The sequence below is a fragment of the Candidatus Eisenbacteria bacterium genome (assembly GCA_016867495.1).
Classification (GTDB): Bacteria; Eisenbacteria; RBG-16-71-46; order CAIMUX01; family VGJL01; genus VGJL01.
Window position 1 is genome coordinate 1 of record VGJL01000046.1, and the last position, 16,509, is coordinate 16,509.

Sequence of the window (16,509 nt, forward strand, 5' to 3'; positions counted from 1 at the left end):
GGGGACGGCCGTCGTGGCCGCCACGCTGGCCCTGTTCAACCAGGGGACCGCCGAGAACGCTTCCCTTCTCTACGGTGACCCCGCAAGCGGGATGGGCGAGCCCGTCCCGGATTGGCGCTGTGGCGGGGAGGCCCGATTCCGGGTCGCGCCGGGTTCCACGATCCTGCAGTTCCGGGAGCAGTGCTTCTTCGGATCGATCGTGGTCCTCTCGGGCGAAGAGGCGGGGCTCGACGGGGCCCGCTGTCTGGCGGAGCGCGCGTGCTCCCTGGTGCAGCAGGCCGTCCCCGTGAAGAGGGAAGCGTGGGGGAGCCTCCGGGCCCTCTTTCGATGACCGATGCCCGCGCGGGAGCCCGGCCCATCGGGAGCGGCCGGCGCGACCCAGCGCATACATCAAGGAGGTTATGCGATGCTTGATCACAGCGGCCGCAGGGGCTCGACGGCGGACGGCGATCTGCCCGCCAAGGCCGGATCGGGCGGGAAGACGCGTCACGACGGGCTTGGCCTCGATCCGTGGGGCGCGCTCCTGACCCGGCGCCGGTTCCTCGGAGCAACCGCCATGGGGGCTGTCGGCATTCTCAGCGCCCGGGACCTCCTGGCGCCCAAGCCGACGCGCGCCGATGGGCGATCCACGCGCGTCGTTCGGACCTACCACGCAGGCGCCACGACCGGGTGGACGACGGTCAACCAGGGGCCCGTCGACATGATGGTCCACGCGGCCATCCGCGCCCTCACAGGCGTCGGCGTGACCGCCTGGGCATGGAAGAGCCTCTTCCCGGGGATCACCGCCGCGCACAAGGTCGGCCTCAAGATCAATCTCGCCTGCGGGGACGTCCCGACTCATCCCCAGATCGTCAACGCGATCATCGATGGCCTGCTCATGATGGACTTGAACGGCGCGACGCTGCCGGAGGAGAACATCATCGTCTGGGACATGGACAACGCCTTCTTCTGCGCGCAGACCGGATATGCGGTCAACTACGGAGGCCCCGGAGTCCAGTACTTCGGCACCGACCACGCGGGCGTAGGGTTCGACACCGGCAGGAGCTTCGTCATCCAGCATCCGCACGGCTCCACCACGACGCATCATCCCTCCCAGATCCTGTCGCAGATGATCGACTACATGATCAACGTCGCGGTCATCAAGGACCACAGCGACGCGGGAACGACGCTCTGCCTCAAGAACAACTACGGCTCCTTCGACAACGTCTGGGTGAGCCAGATGCACAGGAGCGGCTACTACGGGGACGGCCACACGAGAGGGGAACCCGAGCTGAATCGCGTGATGCGCGACGAACTGGGCAACAAGACCAAGCTCTTCGTGGTGGACGCGACCTTCGGTCTCTACACGGGCGGCCCGGGGTACACTCCCCCGGGGCATACCCCCCCGAACTGGAGATACAACAGCCTCATCATGGGGCTCGACCCGGTCGCTGTGGATACGATCGGAACCGCCAAGATCAACGAGGAGCGGATTCGAAACGGCCTGGGCGCTCTGACCCCGAGCCACATCCATGCGGCCGCCCAGCCTCCCTATAGCCTGGGAACGGACGAGATGGCACAGATCGAGCTACTCGAGATCGACGCGGCCCTGGCGGCGGAGGTGGACGCCGCGGCGGCCGCGGCGGGCGGGGTCGCGCTCCTGCCCCCTTCCCCCAATCCTGCAAGAGGGAGTTGCAACCTGCGATTCCGCAACGCCGAAGCCTGCGAGGTCGAGATCCTCGTCGCCGACGCGGGCGGCTCCGTCGTCCGCCGGTGGGGCCGCGTCCCCTACGGACCCGGCTCGCACGCCGTCTCGTGGGACGGCCGCGACCAGGGCGGATCTCCTCTTGCGAGCGGGGTCTATTTCTGCGAGCTTCGTTCCCAGGGCGCGGCGCAGCGACAGCAAGTCGTGCTGATCCGTTAGCGCCCGCGCAGGCCGCGAAGGGAGGCATCATGGACAGAGCAGCGCGGCGATCGCCAAGGACCGGTGCGCCCCGGACACACTCCTCTGCGCCCGACAGAGGCAGGCGCGACTTCCTGAGGACGTCCACGCTCGCAGCCCTCGCGGCCCTGGGGTCGAGGGCCAGCGCGCTCGGCGCCGCCGATCCCATGCGGCAGGCGCCGCTCGAGCCGGCGAACCTCCTTCCCGGCAGGATCGTCCTGCTCCGTGAGCCGGAGATGGACGGGCATCTGGAGACGATCGACGAGGCGCGTGTCGCGAGCGTCGTTCATCAGGGAGTCCGCGTGCTGGCGAATAAGCTGACGACCGCGAGCGCATTCGAGTCGCTCTTTCCCGGTCTCACATCGACCTCCAAGATCGCGATCAAGGTCAACTGCATCGGCCCGTGCGACACGAGGTGGGAAACGGTTCGGGGCATCGTCTCGGGGCTCGCGCAGATGCTGAGCTCCACCTACGACGTCTCCCAGGTGACCATCTTCGACCGCGACCTCTCCGACCATGGCTACACCGCCGATAGATTCACGTTCAACGGCCGCACGGCAGCGCTCCGGGCAGACATCAATCCGGGGTCCTACTATCCGTACGGGAGCTACAGGCTGTCGAGCTACATCCTGAACGCCGACCACCTGATCGACGTCCCCGTGCTGAAGAGCCACAGCGACACCAACAATCAGATCACCGTGGCGCTCAAGAACCACTACGGCTCCTGCTTCCCATCGAGCCTCTGCGGCAACATCCCCGGGATGCTGACGGTCAACGCCGATCAGCACATCAAGGGCAAGACCCGTCTCGTGATCACCGACGCGATACGAGGGACCTACAATGGGGGGCCGGGAGAGCCGGCTCAGAACTGGAACACCTTCCCCGAGCAGAAGCCGAACACCCTCTTCTTCGCCACCGACCCGGTCACGAACGAGTACTGGGCCAGAGACATGATCAACGACGAGAGGCAGTCGCGCGGGTGGTCGACCAAGCCCTGCCCATGGATCGAACAGGCCTCGGGGGCTCCCTACAACCTTGGCGTGAGCAACCCGGCGCAGATGACGGTCATCAGCATGAACGCCGCCGATGTGCCCGGGGAGACCGAGACGCAGACGGGGACCACGTTCCTCGCGCCGAGCGTCCCGAATCCCTTCCGCGAGAGGACTTCGATCCGCTTCCGCATGGGGCACGGCGGACTGGCGGCCGTCGCCATCTACGACGTATCGGGTCGTCTCGTGCGCGATCTGGGCGAGCGTTCCTACGGCGAAGGGTACGCGACCGTCCCGTGGGACGGCCGCGATGCGGACGGTCGCGCGGTCGCGGCCGGCGTCTACCTGGCGCGGCTCTCGACCGATTCGGGGACGCGCTCTCGGAGGCTCGTCAGGAGCCGCTGAGCCCCCCTGCTTCTCCTCGGCTCGTGCGCGCGGCCTAGGCCGCGCGCGCCCTCGGCGCCTTGACGAAGTGGATGACCACCGAAGCGGCCAGGCAGAGCACCCCTGAGAGGATGAAGGCCAGATTGTAGTTGTTCGTCGCCTGCTTGACCAGCGGCGCGAGCAGGTTCCCCAGCAGGCCGCCGACCCCGTAGGCGGTGAAGACCATCCCGTAGTTGATCCCGATGCTCTTGGTCCCATAGAAGTCGGTCGTCATGGCCGGATAGATGGCCAGGTATCCGCCGAAGGTGGCTCCAACGAGGGCGATGCCGATCCAGAACCAGAACGGCATGGCGGGGATCAGGAAGTAGCTCAGGACCGCCAGCCCGTTGATCAAATAGATGAAGAAGAGGGTCCTCGTGCGCCCGATCGAATCCGACAGCCTCCCCCAGAGAATCCTGCCGAGCGCATTGAAGATCGCCAGCACGCTCACGCCGAGCGCGGCCGTCGCCTTGCTGTATCTGCCGAGCTCCTGCGCGATCGGCGATGTCTGGCCGATGATCATGAGGCCGCTGCCGGCGCCGATGAAGTAGAGGATCCAGATGAGCCAGAACTGACTCGTTCCGAGCATCTGGGCGGTCGTGTAGTCGATTCTGGCCGCGACCCCGGCCGCCGGCTGCGGAGGAGTCCACCCCGCCGGCCTGTACCCCGCGGGAGGGTTCCGGAGGATGAGGGCCCCGAGGATGACCACCACCACATAGGCGATGCCCAGATAGCGGAAGGTCGGGAAGACGCCCGCGGTCCCGATCAGGCGCGCAGCCAACGGCCCCACGATCAAGGCGCCCGCGCCGAAGCCGGCGACCGCGAGCCCAGTGATCAGCCCGCGCTTGTCGGGGAACCACTTCACGCCGGCCGAGATCGGACAGACGTAGGCGAAACCGATCCCGATCCCGGAGATGACTCCGTACGAAAGGATCAAGGCGGTCACGCTCTGGGCGAGGCTCGAGAGGATCATCCCGACGCCGAGCAGGATCCCGCCCATGATCGCTCCGGCGCGCGGGCCGAACCTGTCCTGGATCCTCCCGCCCAGAACGGTGGCCAGGGCGAAGAAGATCAGAACGAAGGAGAACGGCAGGGTCGCCTGCGTCGGCGTGATGCCGAGCTCCGCTTCCAGCGGCTTTCTGAAGACGCTCCAAGCATAGACCGCGCCCAGGCACAGCTGGACCAGTAGCGCGCCGACCACGATCAGCCAGCGATTGAATCCCTTCTGCTCACTCATTGCGGCTCCCCCTCCATGTGACACATCCCCGAAAGGCAAGCGGCAGGGGCGGGAACCATCCCGCCCCTGCCGGTCCTGCTCACGACGCAATCACTCCGCGGATCTCTACTCGTCCAAGGTCGAGATGTCGCCGATCTCCTTGCCGAGGGCCTGCGCCTTCAGAAGCCGGCGCATGATCTTCCCGGATCTGGTCTTCGGCAGCTTGTCCCTGAACTCGATCTCCTCGGGACGGGCGATCGGCCCGATCTCCTTGCTGACCCAGTCCGTGAGCTCCTTCTTCATCTCTTCCGAGGCGGTGAAGCCGACCTTCAGCGTCACGTAGGCCTTGGGGACATCTCCCTTGACCTCGTGGGGCACGCCGATCACGGCCGCCTCCGCCACGGCGGCGTGGGCCACGAGCGCGCTCTCGACCTCCGCCGTGCCGAGCCGGTGCCCGGCCACGTTGAGCACTTCGTCCGCGCGCCCGCGGAACCAGAAGTAGCCGTCCTCATCCTTCGTGCACGAGTCGCCGGTCAGGTACCTGCCGGGGAATCGCGCCCAGTAGGTCTGCTTGTAGCGCTCGGGATCCTTGTAGAGGGTCCTCAGCATCGCCGGCCAGGGCTTGGTCAGGATCGCGAATCCGTTCTGCCCCGGCTGGATCGGTTGGCCGTGCTCGTCGACGACATCGGCCAGAATGCCGGGCAGGGGGCGCGTCGCGCTGCCGGCCTTAAGCGGCGTGATCGGCAGCGGCGAGATCATGAAGGTGCCCGTCTCGGTCTGCCACCAGGTGTCCATGATCTGGAGCCTCTCAGACCCGATGTTCTTCCTGTACCAGCGCCAGGCCTCCGGGTTGATCGGCTCCCCCACCGAGCCGAGAAGCCTCAGGCTCTTGAGGTCGTGCTTCTTGGGGAACTCCTCGCCGAAGCGCATGAACATCCGGATCGCGGTCGGCGACGTGTAGAGGATCGTCACCTTCTCGCGGGCCACGATGCTCCACCACCTGTCCGGCGCGGGGAAGTCGGGCGCCCCCTCGTAGAGGACCGAGGTCGCCCCCGTCATCAGAGGCGAGTAGACGATGTAGCTGTGCCCCGTCACCCAGCCGATGTCCGCCGCGCACCAGTAGATGTCGTTCGGCTTGATGTCGAAGACGAAATGTAGCGTGGAGTAGGTCCCCACGGCATACCCGCCGTGAACGTGGACGATCCCCTTCGGCCTCCCGGTCGTCCCGGAGGTGTAGAGCATGTAGAGGGGGTCCTCCGCGGCCATCTCCTCGCACGGGCACTCGTCCTTCTCTGCCTTCGTCAGCTCGTGCCACCAGTGATCCCGTCCCGGCTGCATCGGGCAGTCGTTGTTGGCGCGCTTGAAGACGATGCAATGCTTGATGGTCGGGCAGTCCTTGAGGGCATCGTCGCCGTTCGGCTTCAGGACGACGAGCTTGCCGCGCCGCTGGGCGCCGTCGGAGGTGATCAGGGCGACGGCCTCCGCGTCCTGGATCCGGTCCCGCAGCGAGCCGACGGAGAACCCGGAGAAGACGACCGAGTGGATCGCCCCGATCTTGGCGCACGCGAGCATGGCGATCGGAAGCTGGGGAATCATCGGCATCCAGATCGTGACGCGGTCGCCCTTCTTGATCCCGAGCCTCTTCATCGCGTTCGCGATCCGATTGGTCTCCTTGTAGACCATCTCGTAGGTCCAGCGCTCGATCTTCTCGTTCTGGGGCTCCGGCTCGTAGATGAAAGCCACCTTGTCCTTGGTCGCCGTCTTCATGTGCCGGTCGAGGCAGTTGTGGGTGATGTTGATCTTCCCATCTTCGAACCACTTGAAGAACGGCGCCTGGCTGTCGTTCAAGACCTTCGAGAAGGGCTTGAACCACTCGAGCTCCTTCGCCACCTCGCTCCAGTACCATTCCTGGTTCTCGGCGCGCTTGAGCAGGTCGTCATAGCTCTTGATTCCGTGCTTGTCCATGAACTGCTTGATGTTGCTGTTCGCAACCAGCTCAGCGGATGGACTATAGATCTCGTTCTCGGCCATCTTCCCAGTTCCCCTCCTCGCTCATGAGTTCATCTCTTCAACCGACCACACGAAAACCGCCGTGTCGATCGCCGGACTGCAAGCCGGCGCTCGCGACTATCCCCTGCGTCCAGACGGACGCCCGGATACACGGTTTGGAATCGGAAGGCAGTGGATCCCTCGAGGCATGTTCGCCCGCGCCGACATCGCGCATCGCCAGATCGAACCGTGCGGACCCGCAACGCAGCCCTGCCGACCAGGCCGATCCCGACCCTCCCAGCCTCCCCGCCCCACCAAAAAGCACGCGAGACTGCTCATCCATCCTATTCCGGCCCGCCGGAACCAGGCAAGCGATAAGACCCTGCCCGGGATAGGGGACCGGCCGGGCCGGCGGCGTCTCTTGTCCCCAACGGGATTCGAACCCGTGTTGCCACCTTGAAAGGGTGGAGTCCTAGGCCGAACTAGACGATGGGGACGGCGCTTCAAGGCGCGAATCCCGAGCCTACGGGACAGCCGTCCGAGAGGCAAGGGCCGAACGGTCCCCCGGGTCAGTCCCCGCCTTCGTCCCGGCTTGCGCTGTCCTCGGGAGGACGCTGGGGCAGAAGCCGATAGAAGCCGCCTGTCCGGCGGTCGTGCGCCCGGACAATCTCCGCTTCCCGGCCCTGGTCGGACGGGACGTAGGGCCTGCGGCGATCCTCGGGGACGCCTTCCGGCAGATAGCTTTCCTCGACCCATCTCCCCGGTTCGGCGTGCGGATAGCGGTATCCGCTCCCGTAGCCGAGACGCTCCATCAGTTCGGTGGGAGCGTTGCGGATCTTCAAGGGGACGCCCAGCGGACCGAGATCTCGGGCCATCGCCGCCGCCCGCCCGTAAGATTCGTAGACCGAGTTGGACTTGGCGCACAGGGCCAGATGGAGCGCCGCCTGGGCGAGAGCGAGGTGACCCTCCGGCGCCCCGATGAACTCATATGCGGCCGCGGCCGCGTTCGCGTGATGGAGCGCCGACGCGTCGGCCAACCCGACATCCTCCGACGCGAAGCGAACCATGCGCCGGGCGATGTAGCGGGGCTCCTCGCCCGACTCGATCATCCTCGCCAGCCAGTAGAGGGCCGCGTGGGGATCGCTCCCCCGCAGGCTCTTGATGAAGGCGGAGATCAGATCGAAGTGCTGCTCGCGCCCGATCGGAAGGCCGATCCCGCGCTCGCAGACCCTGGCGATCCAGGCGGCGCCGGGCCGCCGAACGCCGTCGGCGTCCGGCCGGGTCGCGGAGCAGAGCATCTCGAGCGCGCCGAGCATCCTGCGCGCGTCCAGTTCGGCGTGGGCGAGCAGAATCTCCCAGCCGTCGGCGGGGACTTCCATGGGGGACGATCCCAAGCCTCGTTCCCTGTCCTTAAGCGCCCGCGTCCCGAGCGCCTTCAGCTGCTCATCGGCCAGGGGCTTCAGCAGATGGACGGCGCACCTGGAGAGCAGTGGCGGTATCAGCTCGAAGGAAGGATTCTCCGTCGTCGCCCCGACCAGGACGATCCTTCCGCTTTCCACATGAGGGAGGAAGGCGTCCTGCTGGGCACGGTTGAACCGGTGGATCTCGTCGACGAACAGGATCGTCTTGACGCGCTCGCCCTGCCAGCGCTCTCGGGCCCTCTCGACCACTTCCCTCACGTTTCGGACGCCGGAGAGAACCGCGCTGAACCGCTCCGCCGCATGGCCGAGAAGGTCCGAGAGAAGCGTGGCGAGCGTGGTCTTGCCCGAACCCGGCGGCCCCCACAGAATCACCGAGACGAGCTTCCCCTCAGCGTGCAGCTTGCGGAGCGGCGCCTCCGGCGCGGTCAGGTGCTCCTGGCCCAGCACTTCGTTCCAGTCGCGCGGCCGCATCCTCTCGGCGAGCGGCGCGGGGGGCCGCGACTCGCTCTCGATCCCCGAGGATGAGACCCGGGGACCGGCGTCCGAATCGAAGAGCCCTTCCCGTCTATCCGGAGGAAGGTCCGGCGGGGACATGCTTGAGCGCGTCATCTCGCTGACGCCTCCCGCGGGCGGGTTGTCATTTGGACTCGCGCGCCAGTCGACCCGCGCGCTGCGACTCTAGATCGTCGCCCTCTCCGCTATGCCTCATCGCCGTAACCGTCAGGATGCTGCAACATCCATCGGCAGGCGGTGGCGACGATGTCATCGAGCGCGGCATGGCGCGGCCTCCATCCCAGGAGTTCGCGGGCCCGAGCGCTTGAGGCGACAAGGCGCGGTGGATCGCCGTGCCTCCGAGGCGCGTCTTCCCGCGGGACTCTCTTCCCGATCACGGCCTCGACGGTCCGCACCACGTCGAGGACCGAGAAACCGGAGCCGTTGCCGAGGTTCAGGACGAGCCTGTTCCCACCTCCGAGCTTCTCGAGAGCGAGGATATGGGCCTCGGCGAGGTCGATCACGTGGACATAGTCGCGGATGCACGTTCCGTCCGGCGTCGGATAGTCGGTGCCGTAGACAAGAAGCCGCGGCCCCAGCCCGAGCCCGGCGCGCAACGCCAGCGGGATCAGGTGCGTCTCCACGGCGTGATCCTCCCCGCGCTCCCCGCTCGCGCCGGCCGCGTTGAAGTAGCGAAGGGATCCGTAGGCGATGCCGTGCACCTGACGATACCACTCCAGGATCTGCTCGCAGATGAGCTTGCTCTCGCCGTACGGGTTGGTCGGCCGGGTCGGGGCCTCCTCCGGAATGGGAATCTCCTGCGGGTCGCCGTAGGTCGCCGCCGAGGACGAGAGGATGACTCTCTCGCACCCTTCAGCGGCGCACGCGTCGAGCAACGAGATCATCCCCCCGACGTTGTTCCGGAAGTAGAGACCCGGATCCTTCATCGACTCCCCGACCTGGCTGGACGCGGCGAAGTGGAGAACTCCATCGGGGTGGAGTTCGCGGATCAACTCGCGCAGACGCGGGCCGTCGTGCGTGGAGCAGACTTGGAGGACCGAGGACGGAGGAACTGCCGCCCGGTGTCCACGACTGAGGTCGTCCACAATCCAGACCTCGTGGCCTCGGTCGATCAGGACCTCCGAGGTGACGCTGCCGATGTACCCGGCCCCTCCGGTTACGAGAATGCGCATGCCCTATACCCTACCAAACCGGCTGGGGGCCCAAGAACGACAGACATAGGGGAATAGATCTGAAAAAGATTGACAGGCGCCGAGCCGGTTGGTACGTTGAGATCAGCGTAGGGTTGTTCCCTGCCCATGCGGGCCGTTGTCAGGGCCGGTAACCTAGTATTTGAAGAAGCGGGCTATCTTCCTTCTGGGGTTCGGCCTTCTGACAATCCGTATGCGGCGGGGAACTTTTTTTGTCGCCCGGCGCCTGATCAGAAGTGACGGGGGCCAGCGGTGCCATCACCTTACCGGCCCCCTCCGAGCTGTCTCGCCAGTTGCTGCGCTCTCGATCAGAGCGGCGGCATGAAGGGCGACGGCATGACAGCCTTCTTGGCTGCCTTCTTCTTCTTCGCCGGCTTCTTCTTGGCGGTCTTCTTCTTCGCCGTCTTCTTCTTGGCGGTCTTCTTCTTGGCAGTCTTCTTCTTCGCGGTCTTCTTCTTGGCAGTCTTCTTCTTGGCGGTCTTCTTCTTCGCGGTCTTCTTCTTGGCGGTCTTCTTCTTGGCGGTCTTCTTCTTCGCGGTCTTCTTCTTCGCCGTCTTCTTCTTTGCGGTCTTCTTCTTCGCCGTCTTCTTCTTCACCACGAACTTACCCTCCCTTCCTTGGGCTAGGTTGAGGTGCTGCCTTCGGTACTTGCAGTCCGGTCTCCAGCACCGCTCGCGAGTTCCCGGACCAGGTCCAACATTCTCGCCAGGTCAAAAGGCTTCCGAAGATAGTGGTCCACCGACAGCGAGCGACATACCCTTTCGGACTCCGGGCTGTCGAAAGCCGTCATCACCACGGCACGTCCATGGAATCCAGCGCTCCTGAATTCGCGAAGCAGCTCGAGGCCCGACTTCCCCGGCAACTTCACATCCAGCACGACGACATCGACAGCGACGCCGCCGCCGAGCTGCTTGGCCGCGTCCTCCGCGCTCGACGCGGAGAGGACATCGAAGCCGTCCTCCCGGAGCGCATTTGAGAGCGTCCGAAGAAGGAGCACCTCGTCATCAACCAGAAGGATTCTTGGACTCACTTTGGAAACCCCACGATCTCCCATGAGTTACCAGTTTCATACCATTCGCAGAACAATCCATGCAGCACGCTAATCCACAACAAGCCAGCACGTTACAGGATCGGGCGACTCGATCGGGCACGGGGCGAGCATCGCCAACGCCCACTCACCTGCCAACATTCCGGACAGTTTTCGGAGTCGCATCAGCCAACGCATTGCAATGCATGATCTTGAAAGGCTTTGAAGAGAGGCGTAAGAGTTCTTTACATGTAAAGCTTGTGGACGATCCGACGATACGGCCGGAGAGCGACAGGACCGGCAGGGCGCGCAACGAGGGAGAGCCGGACTCCGGCACCCGCCCGCGGCCCGCGCAGCCGGAGCGTCACCTCTCGAGAAGCGCCGATCGCTTGAGCCGCTCGATCAGACCCTGGCGCGAGAGGCCGAGGATGCGCGCGGATTGGCTCTTGTTTCCGCCGCAGTGCCGGAGAACCCGGAGGATGTGCTCCTCTTCCACCTCCTGCAGAGATCTCGCGATCTCGCCCGCGCCCACTTCCCCGGGGGAGAGTCTGCGACTGCCCTCCACACGACCGAGGAAGTCCGAGGGGAGGTGGCGCGGCTCCAGCATCTCCCCATCCTCCAGGAGAACGATCCGCTCGAGGAGGTTCTTCAGCTCCCGGACATTCCCCGGCCAGCGGTAGCGAAGGAACAGGTCCCGTACCGCGGGGCTCAAGCCCTGGAATGACTTCTTGAACTCGAACGAGAACCCTTTGAGGAAGGTCTCGGCCAGGAGGTTCACATCTTCTTCCCGATCGCGCAGGGGCGGAAGATCGATCCTCACGACCTGGAGACGCCAGAACAGATCCTCTCGAAACCGCTCCTCGCGCACCGCCGTCTCGAGATCCACGTTGGTGGCCGTGACCATGCGGACGTCGACGGAGAGATCCACGTTGCCGCCCACCCGCTTGAATGTCCTGTACTCGATGAAGCGTAGGAGCTTCGCCTGGGTGGAGGCGGGGAGATCGCCGATCTCGTCCAGGAAGAGGGTTCCCCCCTCGGACAGCTCCGCGAGGCCCCGCTTCAGCTGCCCGGCTCCCGTGAAGGCTCCCCGCTCGTGCCCGAAGAGCTCGTTCTCCAGGAGCGTTTCCTGAAGCGTCGAGCAGTTGAGCTCCATGAAGGGCGCCTTGCGCCTCTCGCTCTCGAAGTGGAGGGCTCGCGCGACAAGCTCCTTGCCGGTGCCGCTCTCCCCCAGGATCAGGACCGTGGAGGCGTCCGACTTCGCGATCTTGCGGACGAGATCAAGCGCCGCGCGCATCGCGCGACACTGGCCCAGGATTTGATCGCGCGCGTATCGCCCTCGCTCGCGGCGCTGGTAGACGGCGAGCTGACTCTCGCGGGCCGAGGCCTTCAATGTCGTCTCGATCGCCAGGATGACCTCGTCCATGTCGTAGGGTTTGCGCAGGAAGTCGGCCGCGCCTTTCTTCATCGCCTGAACCGCGGCCTTCGTGTCGGCGTAGGCGGTCAGGACGATCACCTGAATCGTCGGATCGATCCGACGTATGCGCGGAAGGAGATCGAGGCCATCGGCGTCGGGCAGGCGCAGATCGAGGAGAACGGTCTGCGGCCGCCAGTCCTGCACGAGCGCCAATCCGCCGGCGCCGGTCCCGGCGCTCGAGACCGAGTAGCCACGATCCTCCAGCACCCGGGTCAGCGACCGAGCGATGGAGGGCTCGTCATCGACGATCAGGATCTTGGTCTTCACGGTTTTGCATCTCGGGCGGGATCGGGAATGACAGACGGAATGTCACACCCCCCTGCGATCGATTGCGCACAGTGATCCTTCCCCCTTGCTCTCGGACCAGCTGGAGGGAGATCGACAGTCCGAGGCCGGTCCCCGACGGCTTGGTGGTGAAGAAGGGGTCGAAGATCCTATCCAGATTCTCCTCCGGAATCCCGCATCCCGTGTCATGGACGGCGATCTCGACCGCGGTCCGCGACCGGTAGCGTCGGCTCGATGTCGTGACGCGCAGAGTCCCCCCTTCCGACATGGCGTCGAGCGCGTTTCGGATGATGTTGAGCAGCACCTGGTGCATCGCGTCGGGGTCCATCGGGATGCCCGGGAGATCCTCGGTCCGGTCGCGCTTGACGACCACGCCCGAGTTGCTGAGCTGGGCGGAGAGGGTGTCGAGGACCTTGTCGATCACCTGGTTCACATCGCCCGGAACTCGTTCCAGAGCCTTCGGCCTCGCGAACTGCAGGAGATCGGTCGTGAACTGCTCGATCCGATCGAGCTCCTTGATCACGTCCTCGAGATCCTCGCGAAGCCCCCCCTTCATCTTCGATCCCACGAACTGGATCGTCGTGCGGATGCCCGTCAGCGGGTTGCGGATCTCGTGCGCGATGACCGCGGAGAGGTTGCCGATCGACGCGAAACGGTCGAGCCTCCTCTGAAACTCGAGCTCCCCCACCGACTCCGTGATGTCCTCGAACGACAGGATCCCGCCCAGGCCGTTCTCGTCGCGCGCGACGGGGAGCCAGCGGGCCTCCACGGTCAGCTCCCCGGCTTCCGTCGCCAGCACCATCTCGCGCGACAGGGACTCCCCGATGTCGGGAGGCCACAGGCTCGCGCCGCGGGACGGGGAACGAACCTGAAACACCTCGCCGATCGGCCTGCCCCGCACGCTCGCCGGATCGAGGCTGAAGAGCTCCTGGGCCCGACGGTTGACGAAGAGAATCTCCCCCGCCGTGTCCAGCGCGATGATCCCCGAATCGAGGGCATCAAGCAGGAAGCGCGTGAAGTCCCGCTCGCTCGGTGCGAGTGTGGCCGTGTTCATGCGATTGCACCCCGCGCATCGCCGGGCCTCCGCCTTAGGATCGATCTCCGCCCTGTCCCTGGACCCGTTCTCGACGGATCCTCCCAGGCGGGCATCGACGCGACTCCCGTCGCGGCTCCCGGAATGGTAGTCTCGATGTTGGACGAACGATCGACGAAAGGAAAGGGTATCGAAGAGTGGAGCCCCTCTGGACCCCCTGGCGCATGCCCTACATCCGGGGCATCAAGGAATCGACGGGCTGCATCCTCTGCGAGGAAGGCGCCAGGGAGCGGCTCGACTCCGACCTGATCCTTCATCGAGGCCGCCATGCCTTCGTCGTGCTGAACCTCTACCCGTACGCCACCGGCCACCTCATGGTCGTCCCCTACCGGCATGCCGGCGGTCTGGCCGACTTGACCCCGGAGGAGATCGAGGAGGCCGCGCTTCTGCTCCAGAGAGCGGAGCGAGTCCTCGAGAGGGTCACGGGATCGGCCCGCAACTACGCCGGCATCAACATCGGCCGCTGCGCCGGAGCGGGCGTCGAGGGACACCTCCACATCCATCTGGTGCCGGGCGGGAGTCTCCCCCCCGCGGGCCGGGCCGAGACCGTCAGCGAACGCGAGCCGCATAGCCCCGGGGAGGCGCTCGCCTCGGCCAGCCAGCCGCCCGAGCCGCTCGCCGCTACCCGGGAACGCCTCCTTCGAGCCTGGGCCGAGGACTGACAGCACCGCGGTCATAGGTCGTACTCGCGTCCCAGCTCCGGGACGGCCACCTTTGGGAATCCCCGCCCTCGCAGGGTCGCCGCGAACGCCTCGCTTCGCTCGGAGTCCCCGTGGATCACGAAGGTGCGGCCCGGACGTCCCTCGGCCCCCTCCAGCCAGCCGAGCAGCTCGTCCCGATCCGCGTGGGCGCTGAAGCCGTCCATTTGTAGGACTTCCGCGCGGAGATCATGCTCCTCCCCGAAGATCCTGACCGTCTCCCGGCGCTCGGCGAGCCTGCTGCCCAAGGTGTTCTCGGCCTGGAAACCTACAATAAGGACCAGATTCCTCGGATCGCCGATGTTGTTGCGCAAGTGGTGCAGGACCCTCCCGGCCTCGCACATCCCCGAAGGGGAGATGATGATGGAGCATCCTGGCTTTCCGTTCAGTGCCTTGGATTGCTCCACGTCCTCGATGTAGCGGACCAGCCTGAATCCGAAGGGATCGCCGTCGGTCCGCAAGACCTCCCGCGTGTCGGCGTCGAAGCACTCGGCGTGGCGCGCGAAGATCTCCGTCGCATCCACGGCGAGCGGGCTGTCCACGTAGATCGGGATCGGATCGATCCTGCCCTCGTCGATCAGCCGCTTCAGCACCCAGACGATCTCCTGGACCCGGCCGACGGCAAAGGCGGGAATGATGATCTTCCCGCCCCGGGCGCGGACCCGATCGACGACGCCCGCCAGGATCTCCGGAACCGATTCGGGCGGGGGGTGAAGCCGATCGCCGTAGGTGCTCTCGATGAGCAGGACGTCGCAGGAAGGGAGGCGCTCCGGGTCACGGATGATCGGCAGGTGCCTGCGCCCCAGATCGCCGCTGAAGACGAGCCTGCGCCGCGTCCCTCGTTCCCTGAGATCGAGATCGATGAACGCGCTGCCCAGGATGTGGCCGGCCTCGCGAAACGTGACGGCAGCGCCCTCTGAGATCTCGATCTCCGCGCCGTAGGGGTGCGGCCGGAAGAGACGCAGGGCCTTCTCGACATCCTCCATGGAGTAGAGCGGCGTCCGAGCCTTCGCTCCGCGCCGGGACGGACGCTTGTTCACGAACTCGACATCCTTCGCCTGGACGTGAGCGCTGTCGCGCAGCATCACCCCGCAGAGATCGACCGTCGGGGAGGTCGCGTGGATCGGGCCCCGGAACGAGCGCTTCACGAGCGAAGGGATGTTCCCGCTGTGGTCGATGTGGGCGTGGGAAAGGACGACCGCATCGAGGTCGGCCGGCGGGAATGGGAAGTCCCGATTCCTCTCCTCGCTCTCGTCCCTCCGTCCCTGGAAGAGGCCGCAGTCGAGCAGAATCGCGGCTCCGCCCACGCGGACGAGATGGCGCGAGCCCGTGACCGTCCGCACCGCTCCCCAGAAGACGATCTTCACGAGTGTGATCTCCGCCCTGTGATCCGCGCGCGCGACATCTTCCTCGCCATCTATAGAGATCGTGCCGGCGGGTGTCAACGCTTCACGAGAAGAGGACTCCGGCGCGCGAGGCGATCGGGCCTCTCCGGGCCTTCCTTGACACCGGCGGCTCTCGGCGATAGCGTCACCCGGACAAAATGGGAGGACGCCCGAGGCCGATGAAGCGATCGATCCTCTGCGCCGCGGGGGCGCGACCCAACTTCATGAAGGTCGGACCCGTCCTGGATCAGATCGGCAGAGGCGGGCGTCTCGACGGAGTCCTGGTCCACACTGGCCAGCACTACGATGCGGGGATGTCCGAGGCCTTCTTCCGAGACCTGGGCATCCGCGAACCGGACATCCACCTCGGTGTCGGGTCGCTGAGCCCGGCCCGCCAGGTCGCGAGGATCCTGGAGCTGATGGAGCCGGTGATCGCCCGCATCCGTCCCGCCTGCGTCCTCGTCGTCGGCGACGTGAACTCGACCCTCGCCTGCGCGCTCGCCGCCGTGAAGGGCGGCGTCCCCCTGGCCCACGTGGAGGCAGGCCTGCGGTCGCGCGACCGCGCGATGCCCGAGGAGCTGAACAGGATCCTCACCGATGCGGCCTCCGATCTGCTCTTCACGACCTCGCCCGACGCCGACGAGAACCTCGCGGCCGAGGGGATCCCGCCTGAGAAGATCCACCGCGTCGGAAACGTCATGATCGACAGCCTGCGCGCTCTGGAAGGGGCCGCCCGCGCCTCCGACATCCTGGACCGTGTCGGCGTCAGGGAGCGTGGATACGCCCTCGTCACCCTCCACCGCCCCTCGAACGTCGATCAGGAGGAGGATCTGCGGCGGATCGTGGAAGTCCTTGCCGAAACGGCGCGCCGCCTTCCGGTCGTCA

The 16,509-nt window shown here is 66.0% G+C and carries 12 protein-coding genes, 1 tRNA gene and 1 pseudogene; 4 read left to right on the forward strand and 10 right to left on the reverse strand.

What is annotated here, in order from left to right; translation table 11 throughout:
- The first annotated feature begins 334 nt into the window (after nucleotides 1-334).
- Together FJY88_06490 and FJY88_06495 are read left to right on the forward strand one after the other, a co-directional pair.
- Nucleotides 335-1,903: a DUF362 domain-containing protein gene (locus FJY88_06490; protein MBM3286984.1), complete on the forward strand. Its 1,569-nt coding sequence runs from the start codon at nucleotides 335-337 to the stop codon at nucleotides 1,901-1,903.
- 29 nt (nucleotides 1,904-1,932) lie between these two features.
- Nucleotides 1,933-3,315, forward strand: coding sequence for a DUF362 domain-containing protein (locus FJY88_06495; GenBank protein ID MBM3286985.1), 1,383 nt, complete (start codon nucleotides 1,933-1,935; stop codon nucleotides 3,313-3,315).
- Nucleotides 3,316-3,349: 34 nt separating this feature from the next.
- Here the strand turns inward: FJY88_06495 and FJY88_06500 are convergent, their stop codons facing one another.
- The 9 genes and pseudogenes from FJY88_06500 to FJY88_06540 form a co-directional block, all read right to left on the reverse strand.
- Nucleotides 3,350-4,570 carry an OFA family MFS transporter gene (locus FJY88_06500; GenBank protein MBM3286986.1) on the reverse strand — a complete coding sequence of 407 codons (1,221 nt, stop codon included), beginning with the start codon at nucleotides 4,568-4,570 and terminating at the stop codon, nucleotides 3,350-3,352.
- Between the two features lie 105 nt (nucleotides 4,571-4,675).
- Nucleotides 4,676-6,580: an acetate--CoA ligase gene (gene acs / locus FJY88_06505; GenBank protein MBM3286987.1), complete on the reverse strand. Its 1,905-nt coding sequence runs from the start codon at nucleotides 6,578-6,580 to the stop codon at nucleotides 4,676-4,678.
- A 380-nt stretch (nucleotides 6,581-6,960) separates the two neighbouring features.
- Nucleotides 6,961-7,035, reverse strand: a tRNA-Glu gene (locus FJY88_06510).
- A gap of 72 nt (nucleotides 7,036-7,107) precedes the next feature.
- Nucleotides 7,108-8,553, reverse strand: a complete 1,446-nt coding sequence (locus FJY88_06515) for a replication-associated recombination protein A (GenBank protein MBM3286988.1) — start codon at nucleotides 8,551-8,553, stop codon at nucleotides 7,108-7,110.
- A gap of 104 nt (nucleotides 8,554-8,657) precedes the next feature.
- A complete protein-coding gene (gene galE / locus FJY88_06520) occupies nucleotides 8,658-9,644 on the reverse strand; it encodes a UDP-glucose 4-epimerase GalE (GenBank protein ID MBM3286989.1) in 987 nt (328 codons plus the stop codon).
- 326 nt (nucleotides 9,645-9,970) lie between these two features.
- Nucleotides 9,971-10,258: pseudogene (locus tag FJY88_06525) on the reverse strand (histidine biosynthesis protein HisIE).
- A 26-nt stretch (nucleotides 10,259-10,284) separates the two neighbouring features.
- Nucleotides 10,285-10,716: a response regulator gene (locus FJY88_06530; protein ID MBM3286990.1), complete on the reverse strand. Its 432-nt coding sequence runs from the start codon at nucleotides 10,714-10,716 to the stop codon at nucleotides 10,285-10,287.
- Between the two features lie 337 nt (nucleotides 10,717-11,053).
- Nucleotides 11,054-12,430 carry a sigma-54-dependent Fis family transcriptional regulator gene (locus FJY88_06535; protein ID MBM3286991.1) on the reverse strand — a complete coding sequence of 459 codons (1,377 nt, stop codon included), beginning with the start codon at nucleotides 12,428-12,430 and terminating at the stop codon, nucleotides 11,054-11,056.
- Nucleotides 12,402-13,502 (reverse strand): PAS domain-containing protein, encoded by a 1,101-nt coding sequence (locus FJY88_06540; protein MBM3286992.1) that lies wholly within the window; start codon nucleotides 13,500-13,502, stop codon nucleotides 12,402-12,404. Before FJY88_06540 ends, FJY88_06535 begins: the two co-directional genes overlap by 29 nt.
- A 203-nt stretch (nucleotides 13,503-13,705) precedes the next feature.
- On the opposite strand from FJY88_06540, the gene FJY88_06545 reads away from it, so the two are divergent.
- Nucleotides 13,706-14,203 (forward strand): HIT domain-containing protein, encoded by a 498-nt coding sequence (locus tag FJY88_06545; GenBank protein ID MBM3286993.1) that lies wholly within the window; start codon nucleotides 13,706-13,708, stop codon nucleotides 14,201-14,203.
- Between the two features lie 11 nt (nucleotides 14,204-14,214).
- Here the strand turns inward: FJY88_06545 and FJY88_06550 are convergent, their stop codons facing one another.
- The gene (locus FJY88_06550) at nucleotides 14,215-15,606 is read right to left on the reverse strand and encodes an MBL fold metallo-hydrolase (protein ID MBM3286994.1); all 1,392 of its coding nucleotides are present in this window, start codon (nucleotides 15,604-15,606) and stop codon (nucleotides 14,215-14,217) included.
- A 197-nt stretch (nucleotides 15,607-15,803) separates the two neighbouring features.
- On the opposite strand from FJY88_06550, the gene FJY88_06555 reads away from it, so the two are divergent.
- A partial coding sequence (locus tag FJY88_06555; protein ID MBM3286995.1) for a UDP-N-acetyl glucosamine 2-epimerase occupies nucleotides 15,804-16,509 on the forward strand: 706 nt, incomplete at its 3' end.

Excerpts from the sequence above, each read along its gene's own strand:
- FJY88_06490 (MBM3286984.1), top strand. The coding sequence starts at position 335 with ATGCCCGCGCGGGAGCCCGGCCCATCGGGAGCGGCCGGCGCGACCCAG.
- FJY88_06495 (MBM3286985.1), top strand. The coding sequence starts at position 1,933 with ATGGACAGAGCAGCGCGGCGATCGCCAAGGACCGGTGCGCCCCGGACA.
- FJY88_06500 (MBM3286986.1), bottom strand. The coding sequence starts at position 4,570 with ATGAGTGAGCAGAAGGGATTCAATCGCTGGCTGATCGTGGTCGGCGCG.
- acs (MBM3286987.1), bottom strand. The coding sequence starts at position 6,580 with ATGGCCGAGAACGAGATCTATAGTCCATCCGCTGAGCTGGTTGCGAAC.
- FJY88_06515 (MBM3286988.1), bottom strand. The coding sequence starts at position 8,553 with ATGTCCCCGCCGGACCTTCCTCCGGATAGACGGGAAGGGCTCTTCGAT.
- galE (MBM3286989.1), bottom strand. The coding sequence starts at position 9,644 with ATGCGCATTCTCGTAACCGGAGGGGCCGGGTACATCGGCAGCGTCACC.
- FJY88_06530 (MBM3286990.1), bottom strand. The coding sequence starts at position 10,716 with ATGGGAGATCGTGGGGTTTCCAAAGTGAGTCCAAGAATCCTTCTGGTT.
- FJY88_06540 (MBM3286992.1), bottom strand. The coding sequence starts at position 13,502 with ATGAACACGGCCACACTCGCACCGAGCGAGCGGGACTTCACGCGCTTC.
- FJY88_06545 (MBM3286993.1), top strand. The coding sequence starts at position 13,706 with ATGCCCTACATCCGGGGCATCAAGGAATCGACGGGCTGCATCCTCTGC.